This window comes from Acinetobacter sp. I-MWF (assembly GCF_025433935.1).
Classification (GTDB): Bacteria; Pseudomonadota; Gammaproteobacteria; order Pseudomonadales; family Moraxellaceae; genus Acinetobacter; species Acinetobacter guillouiae.
The window spans coordinates 4,268,096-4,290,877 of the sequence record NZ_JAMBAR010000001.1; the positions used below are offsets into that span (position 1 = coordinate 4,268,096).

General features: G+C 39.3%; 23 protein-coding genes and 2 tRNA genes. 12 read left to right on the forward strand and 13 right to left on the reverse strand.

All coding sequences use genetic code 11. The annotated features are described in order from the left end of the window. Positions 1-263: 263 nt before the first annotated feature. Together M2R48_RS19725 and M2R48_RS19730 are read right to left on the reverse strand one after the other, a co-directional pair. Positions 264-2,636, reverse strand: coding sequence for a Tex family protein (locus M2R48_RS19725; protein WP_262087226.1), 2,373 nt, complete (start codon positions 2,634-2,636; stop codon positions 264-266). Between the two features lie 108 nt (positions 2,637-2,744). Further along, complete coding sequence (locus M2R48_RS19730) at positions 2,745-3,164, reverse strand: carboxypeptidase regulatory-like domain-containing protein (protein ID WP_262087227.1); 420 nt, start codon at positions 3,162-3,164, stop codon at positions 2,745-2,747. Positions 3,165-3,347: 183 nt separating this feature from the next. Here M2R48_RS19730 and ompR point away from each other — a divergent pair, with 183 nt between their 5' ends. The 3 genes from ompR to M2R48_RS19745 all read left to right on the forward strand — a co-directional run bounded on the left by ompR (position 3,348) and on the right by M2R48_RS19745 (position 7,680). After that, on the forward strand, positions 3,348-4,112 hold the full coding sequence (gene ompR / locus M2R48_RS19735; RefSeq protein WP_004816610.1) for a two-component system response regulator OmpR: 765 nt from the start codon (positions 3,348-3,350) through the stop codon (positions 4,110-4,112). 378 nt (positions 4,113-4,490) lie between these two features. Further along, positions 4,491-5,951, forward strand: coding sequence for an ATP-binding protein (locus M2R48_RS19740; RefSeq protein ID WP_262087228.1), 1,461 nt, complete (start codon positions 4,491-4,493; stop codon positions 5,949-5,951). Positions 5,952-6,156: 205 nt separating this feature from the next. Next, positions 6,157-7,680: an acetyl-CoA hydrolase/transferase family protein gene (locus M2R48_RS19745; RefSeq protein WP_004816606.1), complete on the forward strand. Its 1,524-nt coding sequence runs from the start codon at positions 6,157-6,159 to the stop codon at positions 7,678-7,680. Between the two features lie 105 nt (positions 7,681-7,785). Here the strand turns inward: M2R48_RS19745 and M2R48_RS19750 are convergent, their stop codons facing one another. Beyond that, positions 7,786-9,432, reverse strand: a complete 1,647-nt coding sequence (locus M2R48_RS19750; protein WP_262087229.1) for a GMC family oxidoreductase — start codon at positions 9,430-9,432, stop codon at positions 7,786-7,788. A 213-nt stretch (positions 9,433-9,645) separates the two neighbouring features. Here M2R48_RS19750 and M2R48_RS19755 point away from each other — a divergent pair, with 213 nt between their 5' ends. After that, positions 9,646-10,065 carry a GNAT family acetyltransferase gene (locus M2R48_RS19755; protein WP_004725355.1) on the forward strand — a complete coding sequence of 140 codons (420 nt, stop codon included), beginning with the start codon at positions 9,646-9,648 and terminating at the stop codon, positions 10,063-10,065. A 45-nt stretch (positions 10,066-10,110) separates the two neighbouring features. Here M2R48_RS19755 and M2R48_RS19760 read toward each other — a convergent pair whose 3' ends face one another. The 5 genes from M2R48_RS19760 to M2R48_RS19780 form a co-directional block, all read right to left on the reverse strand. After that, entirely contained in the window at positions 10,111-11,382 is a 1,272-nt protein-coding gene (locus M2R48_RS19760; RefSeq protein ID WP_262087230.1) for an OmpP1/FadL family transporter, read from the reverse strand. A gap of 85 nt (positions 11,383-11,467) precedes the next feature. After that, on the reverse strand, positions 11,468-12,229 hold the full coding sequence (locus M2R48_RS19765) for a class I SAM-dependent methyltransferase (RefSeq protein ID WP_262087231.1): 762 nt from the start codon (positions 12,227-12,229) through the stop codon (positions 11,468-11,470). A 201-nt stretch (positions 12,230-12,430) separates the two neighbouring features. Beyond that, positions 12,431-12,506 (reverse strand) — tRNA-Phe (locus M2R48_RS19770). A 132-nt stretch (positions 12,507-12,638) separates the two neighbouring features. Then, positions 12,639-12,714: transfer RNA gene (locus tag M2R48_RS19775), tRNA-Phe, on the reverse strand. A 349-nt stretch (positions 12,715-13,063) separates the two neighbouring features. Then, entirely contained in the window at positions 13,064-13,441 is a 378-nt protein-coding gene (locus M2R48_RS19780) for a GNAT family N-acetyltransferase (RefSeq protein WP_004816597.1), read from the reverse strand. Between the two features lie 102 nt (positions 13,442-13,543). On the opposite strand from M2R48_RS19780, the gene hisB reads away from it, so the two are divergent. The 3 genes from hisB (at position 13,544) to M2R48_RS19795 (ending at position 15,484) form a co-directional block, all read left to right on the forward strand. Then, entirely contained in the window at positions 13,544-14,137 is a 594-nt protein-coding gene (hisB, locus tag M2R48_RS19785) for an imidazoleglycerol-phosphate dehydratase HisB (RefSeq protein WP_004725347.1), read from the forward strand. After that, on the forward strand, positions 14,137-14,754 hold the full coding sequence (hisH, locus tag M2R48_RS19790) for an imidazole glycerol phosphate synthase subunit HisH (RefSeq protein ID WP_262087233.1): 618 nt from the start codon (positions 14,137-14,139) through the stop codon (positions 14,752-14,754). Before hisB ends, hisH begins: the two co-directional genes overlap by 1 nt. A 193-nt stretch (positions 14,755-14,947) precedes the next feature. Beyond that, positions 14,948-15,484 (forward strand): DUF805 domain-containing protein, encoded by a 537-nt coding sequence (locus M2R48_RS19795; protein ID WP_262087234.1) that lies wholly within the window; start codon positions 14,948-14,950, stop codon positions 15,482-15,484. A 41-nt stretch (positions 15,485-15,525) separates the two neighbouring features. Here the strand turns inward: M2R48_RS19795 and M2R48_RS19800 are convergent, their stop codons facing one another. Then, entirely contained in the window at positions 15,526-15,927 is a 402-nt protein-coding gene (locus M2R48_RS19800; protein WP_004725342.1) for a transcriptional regulator, read from the reverse strand. A gap of 124 nt (positions 15,928-16,051) precedes the next feature. Here M2R48_RS19800 and M2R48_RS19805 point away from each other — a divergent pair, with 124 nt between their 5' ends. Together M2R48_RS19805 and hisA are read left to right on the forward strand one after the other, a co-directional pair. Beyond that, entirely contained in the window at positions 16,052-16,714 is a 663-nt protein-coding gene (locus M2R48_RS19805) for a 3'-5' exonuclease (protein WP_262087236.1), read from the forward strand. A 77-nt stretch (positions 16,715-16,791) separates the two neighbouring features. Continuing rightward, positions 16,792-17,523, forward strand: coding sequence for a 1-(5-phosphoribosyl)-5-[(5-phosphoribosylamino)methylideneamino]imidazole-4-carboxamide isomerase (gene hisA / locus M2R48_RS19810; protein WP_004725338.1), 732 nt, complete (start codon positions 16,792-16,794; stop codon positions 17,521-17,523). Positions 17,524-17,612: 89 nt separating this feature from the next. On the opposite strand, the gene M2R48_RS19815 is transcribed toward hisA, so the two are convergent. Continuing rightward, complete coding sequence (locus tag M2R48_RS19815; protein ID WP_262087238.1) at positions 17,613-17,906, reverse strand: antibiotic biosynthesis monooxygenase family protein; 294 nt, start codon at positions 17,904-17,906, stop codon at positions 17,613-17,615. Positions 17,907-18,058: 152 nt separating this feature from the next. On the opposite strand from M2R48_RS19815, the gene M2R48_RS19820 reads away from it, so the two are divergent. Beyond that, positions 18,059-18,994, forward strand: coding sequence for a DMT family transporter (locus M2R48_RS19820; protein WP_262087240.1), 936 nt, complete (start codon positions 18,059-18,061; stop codon positions 18,992-18,994). An 83-nt stretch (positions 18,995-19,077) separates the two neighbouring features. Here the strand turns inward: M2R48_RS19820 and M2R48_RS19825 are convergent, their stop codons facing one another. Genes M2R48_RS19825 through M2R48_RS19835 form a run of 3 tightly spaced genes read right to left on the reverse strand, consistent with a single transcriptional unit; the run spans position 19,078 to position 21,112 of the window. Beyond that, positions 19,078-19,470 carry a DUF4870 family protein gene (locus M2R48_RS19825; protein ID WP_004725331.1) on the reverse strand — a complete coding sequence of 131 codons (393 nt, stop codon included), beginning with the start codon at positions 19,468-19,470 and terminating at the stop codon, positions 19,078-19,080. Positions 19,471-19,501: 31 nt separating this feature from the next. Next, on the reverse strand, positions 19,502-20,140 hold the full coding sequence (locus M2R48_RS19830) for a DUF1294 domain-containing protein (RefSeq protein WP_262087241.1): 639 nt from the start codon (positions 20,138-20,140) through the stop codon (positions 19,502-19,504). Positions 20,141-20,161: 21 nt separating this feature from the next. Further along, entirely contained in the window at positions 20,162-21,112 is a 951-nt protein-coding gene (locus tag M2R48_RS19835; RefSeq protein ID WP_244014317.1) for a homoserine kinase, read from the reverse strand. A 110-nt stretch (positions 21,113-21,222) separates the two neighbouring features. Between M2R48_RS19835 and hisF the strand changes: the two genes are divergently transcribed. Beyond that, on the forward strand, positions 21,223-21,984 hold the full coding sequence (gene hisF, locus M2R48_RS19840) for an imidazole glycerol phosphate synthase subunit HisF (RefSeq protein WP_303576666.1): 762 nt from the start codon (positions 21,223-21,225) through the stop codon (positions 21,982-21,984). Positions 21,985-22,447: 463 nt separating this feature from the next. Next, on the forward strand, positions 22,448-22,750 hold the full coding sequence (locus tag M2R48_RS19845) for a sel1 repeat family protein (RefSeq protein WP_262087242.1): 303 nt from the start codon (positions 22,448-22,450) through the stop codon (positions 22,748-22,750). Positions 22,751-22,782 lie beyond the last annotated feature (32 nt).

A 22,782-nucleotide genomic window follows, 5' to 3' on the forward strand; every position in this document is an offset into this window, starting at 1 on the left:
GACATTTCATAAATGGCTTGCGTTGTAGGTTAAAATTGAGCAGGCAAGGCATGAAACGAAGAGAATAGCGAGACTATTTTCGAGTTTCATAACGTAGGCTGAGATAATTTTAGCCACAACCCTTCGGGACTAGCGTGTTTTTTGCCGCTACGTCGTTACGAACTACTCATTTAGAATGACTAAATTTCGTATTTCGCGCCTAGTATCGCCTAAAAAACACACGTAGTCGCAAACATAGACGAATTGTCAACAGACCCTAAGGCTTATTTAGACCCTTTAATCCCTGCTTGTAATAACAACGCACCTAAACCACCAATTTTGTTTTCTTGAGGTTTAGCTGCTTGTGGTTTCTTGTCATGACGTGGTGCTTTGTCTTTATTGTCATGGTTTGGACGACCTTGCTGTGGACGTTTACCCTGAGGCTTACGCTCACCACGTTGTTCATTGTTATTGAACTCACGCTTTTGACGTGGTGCTTTAGTTGGTGCTTCCGAACCTTCTGGGCGCATCGATAAATTCACACGATTTCGCTCAGCATCTACAGTCAATACACGTACTTGTACGATTTGCCCTGGTTTCACCACTTTATGTGGATCAGAAACAAATTCATTGGCAAGTTCTGAAATATGTATTAGACCATCTTGATGCACACCAACATCGACGAATGCACCGAAGTTAGTCACATTGGTAATCACACCCTCAAGCTGCATTCCTTCAGTCAATTGACTGACTTCAGTGATATCTTCACGGAATTTTGCTGTACGGAATTCTGGACGAGGGTCACGACCTGGTTTTTCCAACTCGCTTAACACGTCTTGAATTGTGGGTAGACCAAATTTGTCGTCCGCAAAATCTTCTGCTTTCACTTGACGAATAATTTCAGTATTACCAATGATATCTTTCACTGTAGTCGCTTTTGCTTCAACAATTTTGTTGACCAAACCATACGATTCAGGGTGAACAGATGATGCATCTAAAGGTTCTGAACCATCTTGAATACGTAAGAAACCAGCAGCTTGCTCAAAGGTACGCTCGCCTAAACGTGGTACATTTTTCAATGCTTGACGATTGTCAAAACGACCATTTTCTTTACGATAATCTACAATTTGCTGCGCAATGGCTTTATTTAAACCTGCGATATAGCCCAAGATTGCTGGAGAGGCTGTATTTACATCTACACCTACCGCATTCACACAGTCTTCAACCACAGCATCCAATGTTTTTGCCAAATTGGTTTGATTCACATCATGCTGATATTGACCAACACCAATAGATTTAGGATCAATTTTTACCAGTTCAGCCAATGGATCTTGTAAGCGACGTGCAATTGAAACAGCGCCACGAATCGCAACATCAAGCTCAGGCAGTTCAGCAGAAGCCAATTCTGATGCTGAGTAAACAGATGCACCCGCTTCACTTACTGAAACACGCGTTAATGTAAGATCTGCATTTTCAGCCATCATTTCTGCAACAACAGCTTCAGTTTCACGACTCGCAGTACCATTGCCAATTGCGATTAAATCCACATTAAATTCACGGCAAAGACGTGCAAGTTCAGCAATCGAGCCGGCTTTATCTTCTTTTGGTGCAAATGGATAAATCGTGCTATGTGCAAGCACATCACCTGAATTTGAAACAACCGCCAGTTTCACCCCTGTACGAATACCAGGGTCAACACCTAAAGTTGTACGTGAACCTGCAGGTGCAGAGAGTAATAAATGACGTAAGTTTTCTGCAAACACGTCCATTGCTTCTGATTCCGCTGCAAGGCGCTTTTCAGTCAACAAAGAATGCTCAATCGTTGGGCGAATTTTGCCTAACCAAAACAGCTTTGCGATTTGCTTTAAGAAATCTTGACGTGCTTGTGGTTGCACACTTTCAAGCGCGTATTCAGTTTCAATACGTGCAAGTGGTGCATGATCATCACCATCAACTTTAAGTCCCAATACATTTTCTTGGCGGCCACGTAGCATTGCCAATAAACGATGCGAAGGCACTTTATTTAAATTCTCAGAGAAATCAAAGTAATCACGGAATTTCTTACCGACTTCTTTTTTCTCATCAGACGCCACTAAACTTTTTAACACCGCTGTTTTGGCAAATGTTGATTTAAGTTCTGTGGTTAATGAAATATTTTGTGCCCAGTCATCAATGATGATGTGTTGAATCGCGTCTAATTGGCTTTCAACATCTGGGTATTCTTCATGGCTAAAACCAGCCAAGGCTTCAGTCGGATCAATTTGCTCTGCGATAATTTTCTCAGCAAATTCCCCTAATCCTGCTTCTCTTGCTTTGAATGATTTACTGGTACGTTTTGGACGGTACGGTGCGTAAAGTTCTTCTAATGCATTTTTTGTTTCAGCGCCATTGACCCGAGCAAGTAAGTCATCAGAGAGCTTATTTTGTTCTTTTAATGATTCGATTACTTTTTCACGGCGTTCAAATAAATCACGTAGATAAACAAGGCGTGTATCAAGTTGGCGTAATTGGATGTCGTCTAAGCCTTGCGTTACTTCTTTACGGTAACGTGCAATAAATGGAACACTAGAGCCTTCATCTATCAGTTTAATGGCAGCTTCTACTTGGTTTGGACGTACGGCAAGTTCACTTGCCAACTGCTGAACTAAGTCAGTCATCGTGTTTAATTCCACAAGGATAAGGACTAAAAGTTAGTGATTATAAAGACCAAGACCATAAAATCCACAATTGTTTTGCAAATTAGCAGTGAAAAAAGTGATAAAAGATCATTTTTCTTGAGTTTTTACAGTGCAATCGGGTATTTCATCCTGCTTTGCTGTATTTAAATTGCTTTGTAAAATAATTTTTCCAACTTTCCATTGTGCACCTTTGCGCTGTCCACCGCCATGAGAATTGAAATATTGCAAATCACACGGCTGATAACCCTGTTTACTTAGACGTTCTTGTACAAATACTGGTGGCGCTTCCATATACATGATTTCTTTCAGCAAAAATGCAGCATAGCGTCGCTCCTTGAGTCGAAAGTTGCCTTGCATGTCGGTTTGCGTTTCACCGACTTGGACCTGACCAAGCGGTTGGTCAAATTGGTCAATCACTTGTCCTGAGATTTCAGGTCTGGAAAGTCGGCTAATACATGCACTTAAAGCAAAACTTATTGCCAAAATACATAAAACTTTCATTTGCATATGGTATATCTTTTTATTTATAAACATAGAATCATCTCAAATCGTTATAGATGTTGTTTTTTGGTTTCAAAACAGCCTGAAAATTGTATTTTTGAGCAATTTGATACATAGTCTTAACAAGAGCTTAGGCAGTATACTGAGATTGACGAATATTTATAATTTACAACATTAAGGGAGTACATCATGAGTTTGGTTGTACCTGCTGAAAATACAGATATCGTACAAAACGAAACTGACCGTGTCGAACGCATTTTAGTGGTCGATGATGATGTGCGTTTACGTACCCTTTTACAGCGTTTCCTTGAAGATAAAGGCTTTGTGGTAAAAACGGCCCACGACGCAACGCAGATGGATCGCCTATTACAACGTGAGTTATTTTCACTCATCGTTTTAGACTTTATGCTTCCTGTAGAAGATGGTTTAAGTATTTGTAGACGTTTACGCTCATCAAATATAGATACACCTGTCATTATGCTGACCGCACGAGGCAGTGACTCTGACCGTATTGCTGGCTTAGAAGCTGGTGCGGATGATTATTTGCCAAAACCATTTAATCCAAATGAGTTATTAGCACGTATTCGTGCCGTACTGCGTCGTCAGGTTCGTGAAGTTCCAGGTGCACCAAGTCAAAACGTAGAGGTTGTGTCTTTCGGCCCTTGGTCTTTAGATTTATCAACACGTACCCTGACACGTGAAGGGCAAGTGGTCACATTAACCACAGGTGAGTTTGCAGTCTTGAAGGCATTAGTTCAGCACCCACGTGAACCATTAACACGTGACAAGTTGATGAATCTTGCACGTGGTCGTGAATGGGGTGCTATGGAACGTTCAATCGATGTTCAAGTTTCTCGCTTACGTCGTCTGATTGAAGAAAACCCTGCACGTGCACGTTATATTCAAACAGTTTGGGGCGTAGGTTATGTGTTCGTTCCAGATGGTGCGGAATAAATAGATCTTGATTCGATAACATGAATCAGTTTCAAAAGTACTGGTCACATATTTGGTTTTGCATGTGACCAGTATTTTTTTATCCATATTTATTCATCCAAAACAATAGTCTTGATGGCTTTGCCCTAGAGCGACGCTTTACTAATGATTTCACTGGTATTTTAAATATAAGCATATTTGGCGATTCTACAAAAACGGTGTGATCTCAATGCCATGCATCTCTTATTTTGTTGAGTTTAAAATACTTTAAATCTGAGTATTTATGACCATAAATAAGTTAAAGCCGAGTAACCTAACATTTTTAATATTGCGATAAATCTACCATCCTTTAAACTAAAATCCATAGATTAACAATATCGCACAGATTGGAATGCTCCTGTGAAATTAGAACCCATAGACCCACAAGAATTTACCGACTTTGTCAGCTACAAAGAACGCAAACGTACACCTTGGGAACGCTTCCTCGATAAAGTTAAACCGCGTTCGGCAGCAATGCGTACTACGGTATTGGTGGTATTCGTGGTGTTCTTTAGCCTGTTTATGTCATTGTGGTTTTTCTGGAAAACACTTTATTTACCTGAAATTCAACAGCATGCACGTTTTTTGGCGGTTGAGCTGGAAATGGTCAATAATCCGCGCTTGCAGATTTACCATGACGAGATTCAACTCGATATTGACGAATGGTTAAAGCAACGGGTTGGCGTTGAATATGTTACAGATCCCAAAGAATACCCAAATGTAAAAGACAAAATTATTGCGGATTTCTTTACCAATCGCATTGAGAATCAGCTTGCAGAAGAATTAAAAATCAAAGATGTGACGGTTTATTTCCAGTTTAAACCCAGTCCGCGCATTTGGGTCCAAACCCCTGAAATGAATGGCAATTGGGTCCGTGAACCTCTGAATACCTATGCCAACTATAGTCCTGAACTCATTTTAGCTTGGTTATTGGGTATTCCACTGATTGCTGCGGCGATCATCCTGACACTGGTCAGACAGCTTAATCGCCCGTTACGTCGCTTACAACATGCTGCGAATAGCTACAGTAAAACAGGGAAAGCACCCTACTTGGAAACCAATCATGGACCACAAGAAATCCGTGAGGTAAACCAAGCTTTTAACCAGATGATCTATACACTTGAACAAACTGAACGTGATCGCCAAATCATGTTGGCAGGTATCTCGCATGATTTAAGAACACCGCTAACACGGATCCGTTTAAGTGCAGAGATGATGTCTGATGATGACTTCTTAAAAGAAGGTTTGATTTATGATGTCGATGATATGGATGCCATTTTAAGCCAGTTTATTTCCTATATGCGTGATGGCTCAGATGAAGAGCTTCAAGACACCAATATCAATGCTTTGCTACAAGAGCTGATCATTCAGTTTAAACCTTTAGATATTCAGTTCACGCCGCAAGAATTACCCGTCATTACTGCTCGCTCACTGTCGTTAAAACGTTTGATTGGTAATCTCATCAACAATTCAAAACGCTATGGCGCAGAACCAATTGAACTCAGTGCTTTTGTAGAAGATGAGCATATTAAAATCTGTGTAGCAGACAATGGTGAAGGAATTCCCGAAGACCAAATTGAAGGGCTTATGCAACCTTTTGTGCGTGGTGATGCTGCACGTACAGTGCAAGGGAGTGGTTTAGGTTTGGCGATTGTCAAACGAATTGTTGATATTCATCAAGGTGAACTGTTGATTTCCAACCGTCCTGAAGGCGGCTTACAAGCCATCATTTCACTACCAACTTCAATAAAAGTTGAGGAAGAACCGACACCTACAAATCCAATTCAAAAATTCAAACAAAGTTTGAGTGATCACTTTTAGTGATTGCTCAATAAATCAACACTTAACTTTGTTTATTTAACAAACAGCTATCATTATTTTATTAATAAATAATAACTTAAAAACCATCACCAGAATTTATACCTGCATTTATTGAAAAAATTAGACCTTAGCATTAGAGGCATGCACAATTCAGTTTGAGGGCGGTACAATCCGTCTAGTTTTGAACAAGAATTGAGCGTAAACCATGTCTTTAGATCGTATTCGTTTAGCATCTCTCCATGACAAAGTCATGAGCGCAGAACAAGCTGCAACTTTTATCCAAGATGGGATGACTGTGGGGATGAGTGGATTTACTCGTGCAGGTGAAGCAAAAGCTGTACCTTTAGCGCTGGTAAAACAAGCCAAAGTGAATCCGTTGAAGATTACTTTAATCACAGGTGCAAGTTTAGGTAATGACCTAGACAAACAATTAACTGAAGCTGGTGTACTTGCGCGTCGTTTACCATTCCAAGTCGATAACACTTTACGTAAAGCTATCAACAACGGTGAAGTGATGTTCATCGATCAGCATTTGTCTGAAACTGTTGAGCAAATGCGTAACCTTCAGTTGAAAAAACCTGATGTTGCGGTGATTGAAGCGATTGCGATTACTGAAGATGGTGGCATCATTCCAACAACATCTGTGGGTAACTCTGCAAGCTTTGCAATTTTTGCTGAAAAAGTGATTGTTGAAATCAACACCAACTTAAGCCCTGCTTTTGAAGGCTTACACGATATTTATATCCCAACTTACCGTCCAACACGTCAAGCAATTCCTTTGACACATGTTGATCAACGTATTGGTACACCTGCAATTAATATTGATCCTGCAAAAATCGTGGGTATCGTAATTAACAACGAATATCATGATTCTCCATCAACAGTGACACTACCAGATGATGAAACTCAAGGTATTGCCAACCACTTAATCGCATTCTTTGAAAAAGAAGTTGAAGAAGGTCGTTTACCTTCGAATCTTGGTCCTTTACAAGCGGGCATCGGTTCGATTGCCAATGCGGTATTAACCGGTCTTAAAGATTCTAACTTTGAAGATTTGGTGATGTATTCAGAAGTACTGCAAGACTGTACTTTCGAATTGATTGATGCGGGTAAAATGAAGTTTGCTTCAGGTTCATCAATTACCCTTTCTGCTAAATATGGCGAAAAAGTATTTAACAACCTAGAACAATACAAAGACAAACTGGTTCTACGTCCACAAGAGATTTCAAACCATCCTGAATTGGTTCGCCGCTTAGGCATCATCGGGATCAATACTGCACTTGAGTTCGATATTTACGGCAACGTCAACTCGACCCATGTCTGCGGTACCAAGATGATGAATGGTATTGGTGGTTCAGGTGATTTCGCACGTAATGCACATTTAGCAATCTTCGTGACCAAATCGATTGCAAAAGGTGGCGATATCTCTTCTGTTGTCCCATTTGCTTCACATATCGACCATGCTGAGCATGATGTTGATATTCTTGTGACTGAACAAGGTCTTGCTGACTTACGTGGTTTAGCGCCTCGTGAACGTGCTCGTGCAGTCATCAACAACTGTGCTCACCCAATGTATCGTGATGCATTGAATGATTACTTTGATCGTGCATGTGAAAAAGGCGGTCAAACGCCGCATATTCTTCGCGAAGCACTTTCTTGGCACTATAACTTTGAAGAAACAGGCCATATGCTTGCTTCTTTAGAAGATCAAGCTAAAAAATCTGCATAAGATTTTAAATCTGATATAAAAAGTAAAAACGCCCTTCAGGGCGTTTTTTTATGAGCTTATTTGGGTTTGAATGCTCACCCACTCATTTTTTAAATATCTAAAGACTCAGATTGCAACACGCACTTTATCTTTCTTTTCAATAAACGCCACACCCGCTTGATCCTGATTAATCATCTCAACCGCTTTCTCTGCAATCATAATTGCAGGGGCATTGGTATTGCCATTCACCACTTTTGGCATGATTGACGCATCGACCACACGCAGGTTTTGAATACCATAAACGCGTAACCGTGGATCAACCACAGCCATATCGTCTATCCCCATTTTACAACTTCCCACAGGGTGATAAACGGTATCTGAGCGATCTCTTAAAACTTGGCGAATGTCCTCATCTGTTTTTACCGCGGCTGTAAATAAATCTTCTTTAATCATGCTTTTAAAAGCATCAGATTGCATTAATTTCTGAGTGAGTTTAAAGCCTTTAACCATTTCTTCTAAATCAGATTCTTCACCATAAAAATTCGGATCAATCAATAAAGGATCATCGATACTTGGCCCACTTATCTTAATCGAACCACGACTGACTGGATTTAAAAGGCAGACATGACAGGAAATACCATGCCCTGTGTGCATCGTTCGTGCATGGTTATCCACCAGTGCAATCACAAAATGTAATTGTAAATTCGGTAGACTTTGCTCATTTGAACTTTTAATAAAGCCGCCACATTCAGCAAAATTCGTGGTCAACAAACCACGGCGTTCTTTACGATAACGTCCAATTTGTTTAAATAAATCAATTGAACCTGGAATAGATAAGCCAAAGGTACCTTGAATTTCACTGACTTTATAACCAAAAATAAAATCAGGATGATCGTGAAAATTTTTACCCACACCAGGCAAGTGTTGTTTTACCTCAATGCCATGTTGCGCAAGTTCTTGTTGTTCGCCAACACCTGACAACATCAGAATCTGTGGCGACTGCATCGCTCCCGCACTCAATAACACTTCTCGACGTGCAAAGATTTGTTTCAGCTGACCAGCCTGTTTGTATTCCACCCCAACAGCCACGCCATTTTCAATCAAGATTCGCTGAGTCTGTGCATGGGTTTCCACCGTTAAATTTTTACGATCTCGATGTGGAAATAAATAAGCCCGCGCGGAACTACAACGCTCCCCATTGATATGGGTCACTTGATAAATGCCTAAACCTTCCTGCTCTTCTCCATTGAAGTCATCCAGAATTCGATAACCCTGCTCTTTGGCAGCTGCGATATATTTTTGCTGTAAGGGATTATCACTACGTAAATCAATAACTGAAAGTGGGCCAGCATTACCGTGATATTGATTTTTAATTCTTTGGTTATTTTCAGACTTAATAAAATAAGGCAAGACCTCATCATATGACCAACCGGTATTGCCTAAGGCTGCCCAATCATCATAATCTTGTCGATGCCCACGGATATACACCATGGCATTAATTGCCGATGAGCCACCCAAGCATTTTCCACGAGGCTGATAGCCTTTACGACCATTTAAGCCCTTTTGCGGTACAGTTTCAAAGGCCCAGTTATTGATCTTGGTTGGAATACTAATCACTGCTGCACAAGGAACTTCTACTTTCCAGCCCTCTCCAGCCCCTCCTGCTTCAAGTAGACAAACAGAAACTTGCGGGTTTTCTGATAAACGCCCAGCCAACACACAGCCTGAGCTTCCACCACCGATAATAATATAATCAAATTCCTGTTTATTCACGTGAAGTTCCTTTTTTGTTTTAAATTATGCCTCCATTATTATGCACACTTTCAATCAATAAAAAATCACTATTCTCAGCCTATAACGTTTTTATAAGTTAACAAACTCAGCAAAAAGTATTTACGCATTGTCTAAAAAATAAACTTATCAACTGCGGTTTTTTATATTAATCTGCTGTAAAGATTGTTTTAAAAAACAAGAGATAAAAATTCTATGTTTATTATCAGACAGTTTCAGGAAACCGATTTAGACGAAGTCATCGCACTGTGGGAAGTCTGCGATTTAACCCGTCCTTGGAACAACCCAGAAATTGATATCTTCCGTAAAGTCGCACAAAAAGACGGATTGTTTCTATTGGCGGTCAAAGATGAACAATTGATCGCTACGGTTATGGGGGGCTATGATGGGCATCGGGGCTGGGTCAATTATCTTGCTGTCCATCCTCATGATCAACGTAATGGTGTTGCAACTGCATTGATACAACAACTTGAAAAGCGTTTAGTTGCATTAGGTTGCCCCAAACTGCAACTGTTAATCCGTAAGGATAATATTGATGTACAAAGCTTTTATGAGCAACTCGGCTATGAAGAAATCGAAGTCGTGTGTTTGGGTAAACGTCTTATTTCAGATTAAAAATCTGTCGAATCCATCTGCTTTCATGGCGATTGACAGAAAAACTTAGAATTTATAGCCATACGACAACCCTAAAATGTCCTGACTCATTTTGAGTTTCGCTTCACCTCCACCAAACGCAGGGGAAATTTTGCCTTTTACTTCATCTTCCAAGGCATGTGTATAGGCAATACTGATTTCTTGATGTTGATCGAGATTCCAAGTTGCACCCACGCTGAGGTGGTCTTGAATTACCCCAGGAGCAAGAATATTTAAAAACACTTCACTGTCTGGAATCGGTTGATCATTATGACTATAACCAGCTCTTAGTGTGAGTTTTGGATGGGCTTGATAAGACACACCCAGTTTATAGATATTGATATCATTCCAGCCAAATCCTGGCCCTTGTGGTGTACCAAAAGCATGACCTTGTTGTAATTGTGCAAGATCAAAAGGATTTCCTACCGATTTCACATCCGAATAGTTAATTCGTTGTATATCCGCAGCCACTGTTAATTGAGGTGTGATGTTGACAGCTGCACCCACACCATAACTTTCAGGAACATCAAAGTCACCGCGTTCAGCAAATAATCCACGATATCGATCAAAGCGATCTGCATTAATTTTTGAAGAATAATTTGCGCCTAAGGTTAAACGTTGATCAAAGAATTTTCCAGCCCAACCAATACGTGCACCAATGCCAGTCGCAGAATCCTTACCACGATTGCTTAAATTTGAAGCATCGGCTGAAAATCCGCTAAATCCAGCAATTCCCCGTGCTTCAAAACGTTGATAGAGAATATTGGTTGCAATGCCGATAGATTGATTTTCTGCATATTTCCAAGCAACTGCTGGAGTAATGAAAACCTGGGTTAAATCCACTCCTGCTGTTCCACTGTTGCCAAATGCTGCAAATGGATTATTTTTATACCCCGTATTCATTCCTCCATTCCCATATATTGCTAAACCTAAAGCAACTTGATCATTGATTTGATGGTTGAATGCAAGCTCTGGGAGTACAAAATATTTGCGTCCATTGCCATCATATCGACCATTGGCGTTGGGATAAGCTTGTGGCATTTGATTCGCGATAATCTCAGCTGAACGATCAGGTGAAAATACGGTTGCACCCACATCTATACGATCACCAATCCAGCTTAAGCCTGCTGGGTTATTGGCAATCGTTAATGCATCTTGAAATTGAGCGATTGAAGTCCCTGCATTGCCTTGGGCTTTTACCCCATAGCCATGCATAAAATAGCCCGTCGTTGCAAAAGCGGTAGAACTGAATGCCGATAGCCATACAGCAATGGATAATATTTTAACTGGAGCTTTCATGATTTATCTTACTTTTAAATAATATATAAGTAAGTATATTGTTAGCTATATCTGTTGTAATCGAAGATAAAATGCGATCCTTATTTTATTTGTGCATAAAGCATTTTTTCTTTGATTTTTTAATTTTACCCACTCTTAAAAAAACTGGGAATGTGATGGTCAAATCTGCAAGCTCGCTGGTTAATGCTTCAGCTAGATCAAGTAATGGATGATCCTGATTTCTTTCGCAATAGTGTTTAATTGCAGACCAAGTAGATAAATACTTTAACAGTTGTGCAGAGGACCACTGATACTGCATCTTAAACTCAGCAACATTTATTTCATCAAAAGGGAAGGGAAGGGTTTTATATTCTTCATCGATATAACGGCGCTCCGCATCCCAATAACCATCTAGTTTTTCAGCATATAAGTTTTGAATCATGGTATTGATGGCTGCATTTTCGACATGAATTAAGCCGTAACCGATCACAGCAAGAATACCTTGAGGTTTTAATGTACGTTCAACTTCTTTATAAAAACCATCAAAATCAAACCAATGAATAGCCTGAGCCACTGAAATCAAATCAAAACTTTGTGCTGTAAATGAAGTCTGTTCTGCAGATTGGACTTGATAGCTCACATTGTCGAAATAAGGCGCAAGGTTTAATTGTTTTTCGCTCATATCTGTTGCAACAACATGATCGAAATAAGGGCTAAGCAATTGAGTAAATTGACCTGAACCCGCACCACAATCCCAAGCAAAACCGCGCTCTGGAACATGATTTAAAATTTCCTGAACCACTTCTTGCGGATAACTCGGTCGAGCTTGCTGATAAAGCTGGCTGCCTGATGAAAATAAATCTTTCATTGTTCTTATAACAATCTATTTCACTTACCAAAGGTTTATCTTACGATATTTATAGTCCATGGCAAGATATTTTGTAAGACAATGAGTTCAATTTACGCATTCAAAATGACATGCTGTTCTAACGATGAGCATCAATTTTTTAATTGATGATAAAAAGCAGACAATAAAAAACCCCAAACAATGTTTGAGGTTTTTCAAATATGGTGGCGAGACCCAGGATCGAACTGGGGACACACGGATTTTCAATCCGTTGCTCTACCTACTGAGCTATCACGCCGATGCGGTGTATTAAGCCGTATCTCAGTTCAATAGTCAATAAAAATCATGACTTTTTTATTCAACCGAATATTTTTTACCCAAAAAAAATCCCTGATGGGATCAGGGATTGAAATCTCAAAGATTTTAAATATGGTGGCGAGACCCAGGATCGAACTGGGGACACACGGATTTTCAATCCGTTGCTCTACCTACTGAGCTATCACGCCGATGGGGCGTATTAAACAATTTAATGGTTTAGTCGTCAAGCATTGAAATCACTAAAATCATTCAATAGTTTATTTTTACAACAAAAATCGCCTATTTATTCTAAATAAGGCTGTTTTTTATACATTTTTCAGCTTTGGAACGCAAATTTTGGCATGCTCAATTTGCTGAGCGAAGGTACTCCTCCTTGCTTTAAGTTTTGCAAACTCGATTTAATTTTTTCCCAAAGTGTTTTGCTCGTGACTGCAATATGCTACTGAGATCAGCTTAACTTTATAGTTGTGGAAAAAGAGCCAAATAAAAAAGCAACCTGATCAGGTTGCTTAAATTAGTCAAAGATCCAAGATCACCTTAGATTTTACCTAAGTGAGCTAAACAACGATGGATTGCTCCACAGCCCGGCTCAAAGTTTTTAATGCCCTTTTCTTCCTCGATACGACAAACTTCTTCGACCAAACGCTCTGCAACGCCACGTCCGCGGTTAGCAGGATGTACCACAATATTTTCCAAAGTCCGACTTTCACCTTGTCCCGTACACCATAACGCACCAATAATCTTTGTATTAAATTCTGCGACATAAAGTAAGGTATAATGAGCCAAGTTTTGCTCAAGTTGTTCTATGGCATCATGACCATCCCCAAACTCGGGACTGGTGTCATATAATCGCTCAAGCTGATCGCGAACTTCTTCATTTTCTAGTGAAGTTTTAGCATGTACGGTAATAGGCATTGATTAACCCTCCTGAGCAATCTAATATGCTGTCACTTTCGTCACAGCGAAATATCTTTACATCAAACTTTTAATTTTTGACGTTTTTTGAGGAACGTGTCTATGGCGCAACGTATCAGTGAAGTGGTAAGAAACACCAACGAAACTAAAATTCGAGTTCGTGTGAATCTTGATGGTACTGGTCAAGGCACGCTCAATACAGGTGTTCCCTTTTTAGACCATATGGTTGATCAAATCAAGCGTCATGGTTTATTTGACATCGATATTCATTGTGATGGCGACTTAGAAATTGATGATCACCATACTGTAGAAGACTGTGGAATCACACTAGGCCAAGCATTTGCGCAAGCACTCGGTGATAAAAAAGGCTTAAAACGTTATGGTCATTTCTATGCGCCACTTGATGAAGCTTTAAGCCGTGTCGTGGTTGATTTATCAGGTCGCCCAGGTTTATGGATGGATATCCCATTTACACGTGCCCGTATCGGCAGTTTTGATGTGGATCTATTTTCCGAGTTTTTCCAAGGCTTTGTAAATCACGCTTTAATGACTTTGCACATTGACAATTTAAAAGGCAAAAATAGCCATCACCAAATTGAAAGTGTTTTTAAAGCATTTGCACGTGCGCTTCGCATGGCCTGTGAAGTTGATCCGCGTGCAGAAAATACTGTTGCATCGACGAAAGGAACCTTGTAATGACCCGTATTGCCCTTCTTGACTATGGCATGGGAAATCTTCATTCAGCAGCCAAAGCACTCGAACATGTTGGCGCAACTGTAGATGTCACAAATGATCCAAAATTAATCGCTCAGGCAGATAAAATCGTATTTCCGGGTGTAGGGGCAATGCGTGATTGTATGCAGGGGATGCATGAAGCAGGTATTGATGAGGTTGTGCGCCATGCTGCGTTTAATAAACCAGTACTTGCCATTTGTGTCGGCATGCAAGCTTTGCTTGAATCATCAGAGGAAAATGCGGGTACTCAAGCGCTGGGTATTTTTGAAGGTATGGTAAAACATTTTCCAGATATGGACGGCTTAAAAGTCCCTCATATGGGCTGGAACCAAGTCCATCAGGCAGATCCAAATCATCCGATGTGGAAAGATATTGATCAAGATAGTCGTTTTTACTTTGTACATAGCTATTATGTCGAACCCAAAGACCCGTCTCTTGTTGCTGCAACATGTGATTATGGTTTGCAGTTCTGTACGGCTATTCATAAAGAAAATTTATTTGCGACACAGTTCCATCCTGAAAAGAGCCATACAGCAGGTTTACAGTTACTGAAAAACTTTGTGGAATGGAAAATCTGATTCATTCAGGTCAATTTCATCCCGATTTATATCTCTAAAAATCAAGTCAATTGCAGTTGGCTTGATTTTTTTATTTTATTTGGACTTTATTTTTTATCGTCTGTTTATTATGATTCAACCAAATTGAATAAAAATCCAACAATTGATTTTAAAAATTGATTTAAAAACCTTAATTCATTCTAGGAACATAACAATGTCTTCTAATTTTCAAACCCATGATTCAGCTTTAAGTGCCAGTGGCCGTTTTGGTCGATTATCCTATTTGGGCTGGAATATGCTGTTGGGTCTATCTATGTTTGTACTGGGTATTATCGCTGCACTATTCATCCCAGCTTTAAGTAACTCCCCTTCAAATACGCTCATCTTTATTCTCGGCACAGTTGCGATTATTATTTATATCGCAGTGATCTACTTTAGCTTTATTTTTACAATTCGTCGCTTACATGACAAAAACCAAAGTGGTTGGTTATCTCTTCTTATGCTTTTACCTTTGGTGAATTTATTCTTTTTTGTTTATTTAAGCTGTGCAAAAGGAGATGCTGGGACAAATAACTATGGCGCACCTCGGATTACCCGTGGTTGGGAAAAAGTATTGGCTTGGATTTATATTGTGATCTTCCCGATTAGTATTCTAATCCTTGCAGTTACAGCAATCCCAGCCTATCAAAGCTACCTTGACCAAGCGCAACAGTTTCAGCAATATCAACAACAAATCAATCAGTCTGAATAAATCAGCCGAAATAACCACCCTATTTTTATAAGGTGGTTATTTTACTCTTTGGTGACAAAACCACCTTCTAATGGCTCAACACTAATTTTAATATCCGCTTTTAAATTTAAAGCTGCATAACGGTCTTTAATTTCGTTGATCAACTGTTCCATGGTGACATGGCTTAAATCCAATTCAGACTCAGCATATGCTTTGGTCACTAGATCTGCTTTATCTTGCTGTTTAGATTCCATATTCCAGCGTTCAGTCATCCCAACTAAACGCGCCAATTCAATTAAGCTTTGCGCACTCGACGGTGTTGAGTTTTGCAACCATTTGGTCATGGTTCCTTTTGAAGTTTCGAGTACGTTAACAATATCACTGGCTTTTATATTTTTATCCTGAATTAATTGCTTTAAACGCTTGGCGCCTTCTATAAAAAGATCATCATCTTTTTCAACCATACAATTTATTCCTGTGTTTTTGACCCACAAAACTATCATCTTTTATTCAAAGTTTGTTATAACACAATATGGTTAATATTTTTAATGCTTAAACTGGTCGACTAAAATTTGTGAGCTTAAATTTGTGAATATTCAAACTCAGCAACTTCCTAGTAAAGAACAAATTCAGAGCTTTCCCCGTTTTCAAAATTTGCCTTTGAGTAACATTGTTGTGGTCAATAGCTTGCAACAATGCCAAGCAATTGAAGCAGAATTAAAAACGGCGCACATTTTTGGTTTCGATACCGAGTCAAAACCTACCTTTAATAAAGGTGAAATACAAACTGGCCCACATCTTATTCAACTGGCGACATTTGAAAAAGCCTATTTATTTCAAGTTTCAGCAGATATTTTGGCTTTTCTAGCGACCTTTTTTGAAAATCCTGATCAGATTAAAGTCGGTTTTGGCTTAAAAAATGATGCACATTTATTTCGTAAAAAAGGCATGCAACTCAACAGTGTCATCGAACTTTCTAAATGCTTTTCGAGTTTTGGCTTCAATAATCCTTTAGGAATTAAAAATGCCATGGCATTATTATTCCAAGTCAATTTCCCTAAAAGTAAATCTATTAGCACCTCAAATTGGGCACGTAAAATTCTCACAACACCACAAATTGAATATGCAGCAGCCGATGCCTATGCTGCACTTTTAATTTTCGAAGCCTTACTAGATTTAGACTTAATACCTGACACGATTGCACATACTCAGCTTAAATTGAGCATTCGCGCCAATAAAAGCCTAAACTGACACTTAGAAATTGATCAAGTTTTTGCTAAGATGAAGATCAATAAATTCTTCATTGAGATTAAGCAAGGAGCGAAAGCATGCTGATCATCCCGGCAATTGACCTGAAAGATGGTAAATGTGTTCGTTTAAAACAAGGTCGTATGGAAGACGATACCGTATTTTCTGATGATCCTGTTGCAACAGCACAGCATTGGGTAAATGAAGGCGCTCGTCGTTTGCATTTGGTTGATTTGAATGGGGCTTTTGCTGGAACACCAATTCATAAACCTGTCGTTGAAGCAATTGCAAAAGCACAGCCTGAACTGCCAATCCAGATTGGCGGTGGTATTCGCTCTTTGGAAACAATCGAACATTATTTAGATGCGGGCGTTTCTTTTGTCATCATCGGCACCAAAGCAGTTCAAAATCCTGAATTTGTTGAAGAAGCCTGTAAGAAGTTTGCGGGACACATTATTGTCGGTATTGATGCGATCAATGGTATGGTTGCAACTGATGGCTGGGCAAATGTCACTGATGTAAAAGCCACTGATCTTGCAAAACGTTTTGCGGATGCCGGTGTGTCTAGCATTGTTTATACCGATATCGCACGTGATGGTATGATGCAGGGTGTCAATGTTGAACAGACGGTAAACCTTGCGCAATACTCAGGTCTTCCAGTGATCGCCTCAGGCGGTGTAACCAATCTGGATGATGTGCGTAATTTAAAAGGTAAACCGGGTATTTTAGGTGCGATCACAGGACGTGCAATTTACGAAGGCACATTAAACCTACGTGAAGCGCAGCTGTTATTGGATGAACAAGGCTTTTAAGTTCCCAGTATAGATTGGATTAAAAAAGAGAACCGAGCTGTTCTCTTTTTTATGTGTTAAAGAAGGTATTTAAATCACTACATCCAGATTTAAACCAATGTATTTTCAAAATGTTGCATTTCAATTTTACTTGCTAAAAAGGGCTTCATTGCCATAAACCACTGTTTAAATTCATCTGTTTTCATAAAAACATCTGTATGGGTTTTAAGATCAATCCAGTGAATTTGTAGAATATATTTTTGATTGTCTTCTATACCACGAATCAATTTAAATTTTTCACAACCTTGGGCATTCCGAAAGGTGTCTGATAATTCATAAAATTTCTTTTCAAAAGCCATTTGTTGACCATCAACAATATGAAATAAAGCCTGTTCGATCACCATGATTTATTTCTCTTTATCAAAATTTTGATTCAATATGCTAGCACGACTGCATGACAATTGAGTGATTTAAATACCCGATTACTCAGCTTAAGATCTGCACAATACTGTGCTTTCGCGTAAAATAGCCCTGCTCTTCTACATTACTTTATTTTATGTCTTCCTCTCCCCTCGCTTTATTTTTAAAGTCCAGAACGCCTCAAATTGCACTGATCCTGATGACTATGATTTGGGGTGGTACATTTGTCATTGTACATTATGCCCTAAACTATAGTTCCCCTATGTTTTTTGTCGGTTGTCGTTTTGCTGCAGCGACCATTGCTGTTGGATTACTGTCTTATAAATATCTAAAAGGTATCAATTTAAAAGAACTCATCGCTGGTGCACTGATTGGCGGTATGATTGCCGCAGGGTATGGCTCGCAAACTGTCGGTATGCAAACCATCAGCAGCAGTGAGTCTGCCTTTTTAACAGCATTATATGTCCCCCTTGTACCGATTCTTATCTGGGTGATTTTTCGCAAAAGACCACATATCATGACTTGGCTCGGTGTTTTACTGGCGTTTATCGGTTTAATTTTTTTGACAGGAAATGGTTTTCATCACATTGATTTAAATACGGGGCAAATCGTTACATTGGTTGGTTCGTTTGCAATTGCTATGGAGATTATTCTCATCGGGCACTTTGCAGGGAAGGTCAATATTCAGCGTGTAACGGTGATTCAGCTTGCCTTTGCTTCATTGATTTCATTTGTCAGTATGCCTTTTGTGGGTGAGCTGCATATTCCACCCTTTTCATGGCAATTGGTGATGCTTGCAGTTGGACTGGGCTTAACCAGTGCTTTATTACAATTGACGATGAATTGGGCACAACGCTCTGTCGATCCTTCTCAAGCGGCCGTGATTTATGCTGGCGAACCAGTTTGGGCAGCTTTATTTGGAAGAATTGCAGGTGAACGCTTGCCTTTGCTGGCTCTTTTTGGTGGTTTACTTGTGGTATTGGGGGTGATCATCAATGAATGGAGACCCAAATTTTTATACACACGACAGCTTAAAGAAAATTCAGTTGAGATAGAAAAACAGCGTTCTTAATCAGAACGCTGTTTTCACTAAAATTACGTTTTGATCAAGCTGTATTGCTCGGCAACAAGATCCATCAAGCATTATTGATTCAGTTATATTGGTAAGGCTTGATCATCATTCAGCGCAATAATGCCTCGAATGGCGCGATAGACAATCCATATCCAAGAAATAAATAAAGTGGCAGCACAAAAAATCGTAGCACCCACGGCAACACCCGCAAAGGCATTGACATTATCCATGGTGAAAAATAGAAAAATAAACGGAATAAATGCAATTACCGTCCAGACTAAATACCACCAAAAAGTGCGAATTTGCCATCTAAAATGACTTTCGAAAATCGTACCACGGACTGAATTCAATTTTACATAATTGATAATCAATGCAATGATTGCAAGAATTCCCGCAGAAAAAATTGCAACAATGTAAAGGATATATAAAATTAAAGTCAGAGATTTACTATTATTTGGATCAACATAATTATTCATTGTAAGCCCTTTTCAATTTGCTAACGCCCGTTTAAATCTTAAACATATTCAAAGGCGAAATTAACCATAAAATCAATAAAATATTAAAGAATATGGTACACAAATAAATCTTTTTAAAGGGTTGTTTTTGTGTTTTATGTCGTAAGCGTTGCTGTGCTAACCAAGCCGCAGGCCAACCACCTAAAAAAGCTAAAATATGCAGAGTATTTTCAGGAACACGACGCTGATTGCTCTGCGCGGCTTCTTTATCTTGTGCATAAAACCAATAGGTCATCACATTGATAATACAGACAAAAAGAATAAACATGCCATTGAGCAAACCGCTTATGGCCAAGATTGCCAAAGCAATAATATAAACAGCGCACAAAATTTGCATCGGCTGTAATTTAGCCTGCTTTGCTGTATGCAACTGCTTGGCTTTAGCCGCTTGCTGGCTTGTCACTTTCGCCATTTGTGTGGCTTTTAAATACGTGACTTGTTTTGCTTTATAACGCCCTTGGCCGTCTAATTGCACCACATATTCAAGGGCACAGCCCACGATTGGGCGTGGCCCTTTTTGTGCAAAATCTTTGATGTGTAAAAATACGCGATCTTTTACACCATCATTTGGTTGAATAAAGCCATAGCCTTTATCATCGAACCATTCAACTAAACGACCTTGATCACGCATTTTATTTCCCACAAAAAACTATTAAGCAGTCACGAACTTTAATCTTTCAATCAACATATTACGCATTTCTTGCGGATTTTTCTGCAAAATATCATCACCTGTGCGTGCTTCAGCGGCATTCATCTGAGCGATTTGTAAACGCATCATCCAAAAGCGACCTGCGGCCATCGCCAAATATAACTCTAAACAAGCTCTTTCATCTTCAGTCAAAGGACGAATCGAAGTATATGCATTTAAGAAAGCCGTTGCTTTGGCTTCATTCAAAGCAACACTCGGATATTCTGTGCAAAAGTCATTTAAGGTAATCGCAATATCAAAAAGTAATTCATCTTGATTCATTTCATAAAAATCAAGAATGCCTTTTAACTCATCACCTTCAAACAAAGTATTGTCACGGAACAAATCCGAATGAATAAAACCTTTCGGTCGATTTGGATACATCATGGTCAGTGCTTCATATAAACCTAAAAGGTTATTCAACAAAGCACTATCCGCCACATCCAACGTTGGTTTAATTTGTTGAGCAACGTTATACCAATAGGCATGATCACGCGCCACTTGACGCTGTAATGGGAAGTCTTGTAACGCCACATGCATTTTGGCCTGTGCTACAGCAATTTGCTCAACTTGAGCGATTGTAGAAGGCATGGGATGTTTACCTGACATCCGTGGCGCAATTTGTGCAGGCTTATCTTTTAAGCTATGAATCGACTGACCACTATGTTTTAACGGAACAGGAACTGCCAAACCTTGTTGCCCCAAGTGTTCTAAGACAGGAATTAACTCCCCTGCTGCTTGTGCATCCATATTTTCAAATAATGTTAATACAAACTGTGTTCCATCAGCACAAATGATAAAATAGTTGGTATTTTGCACACCGCCTTGAATTGGTTTAAGTTCAACCACCTCTAATCCATAAGGTGCTGCAAAGTGTTGAACTTCTTTTAAACTCAAAGTGGTATAAACCGACATAGAAAACCTGCGAAAAAACTTACATAAGTTTGATAGAATAACCGCTTCGACTATCGAGGTGTAGCACCTAAGTCACGAACTTTCATAATCGCCTGTTATTTTTGGAAAAAATTATGCTCGCTAAACGTATTATTCCTTGCCTGGACGTAGATAATGGTCGTGTGGTGAAAGGTGTCCAGTTTCTGGATATCCGTGATGCAGGAGATCCTGTAGAAGTTGCCCGTCGTTATAATGAGCAAGGTGCAGATGAAATCACCTTTTTAGACATTACCGCAACATCAAATGGCAGAGATACCACTTACCGTACTGTTGAACGTATGGCTGAAAGTGTGTTTGTTCCACTTACAGTCGGTGGCGGTGTTCGTAAAGTTGAAGATATTCGTTTGTTATTAAATGCAGGCGCAGATAAAGTCAGCATCAACTCTGCTGCAGTATTTAATCCTGAGTTCGTTCAAGAAGCATCTCAGCGCTTTGGTGCACAATGTATTGTTGTAGCAATCGATGCGAAAAGAACGGGTGAAAATAAATGGGAAATTTTCACCCATGGCGGCCGTAAACCAACAGGCATAGATGCAATTGAATGGGCGGTCAAAATGGCAGAATTCGGTGCAGGTGAATTATTGGTTACCTCTATGGATGCGGATGGGACGAAAGCGGGTTATGACATTGGTCTAATGCGTCAAATCAATGATCGTGTCACCATTCCGACCATTGCATCAGGCGGTGTGGGTAATTTACAACATTTAGCAGATGGTATTTTAAAAGGTGGTGCCGATGCTGTATTGGCAGCCTCGATATTCCATTTTGGTCAATACTCTATTCCTGAAGCGAAACAATACCTTGCTGAACAAGGGATTGAAATGCGCCTCTAATTGATTGTGAGCGCACATATATAGAAGAATGTTATTTTGGCATTCTTTTATATATGCAATTGATTTAGTCTGATTCAAATAGCAAAAATTAAAATACCGAGAATTAAAACACCAAGATAAAACTGATCAATCAACATAAATCCACCCTCATCCTAGCTTTCTCCCAGAGGGAAAAGGAACTTTTAATACCCATATGATTCACTCAACATAATCACTTTTTGATTTATAAAAGAGATCAAATGATTTATCTCGAATCAGTTTATCAATGCTTCTATATGAAAAAAAATCATGGTTATTGGGATTACTTATTCTGGTTATTTGCTTTAATCTTGTAAGGGTAATTTCATAAAAATAAGTGTGAGACATTATGGATTTAATAAAAATAATACGAAGCCTCAACCAAATCATTCGCTATAAATACTATTATTCCAGCCCCTACCCTACATTTAAAATGTCTGAATCAATGCATACTTACCACCGTGCAACCAGTTATGAACATCTGGCGCTTAACCAGCACGATCCACTTGATTTAGATCAGCGATTAAATGAAAAAATTCAAAAATATCAACGTAACGCGATTTGGTATTTTTTACATTCAGCACTCAAAGGATATAGCACAGCACAATATAAATTGGGCATGATTTACCTACAAGGCCAGCTCGGCCTATCGCCAGATAAAAAGAATGCATACAAATGGTTATTACTTGCTGCAAATCAAGGTCATCTCGAAGCACAACACCAACTTTATCGGCTTTATTTACAATAAAAAACCAGCTCGAAAGCTGGTTTTTTTGATCT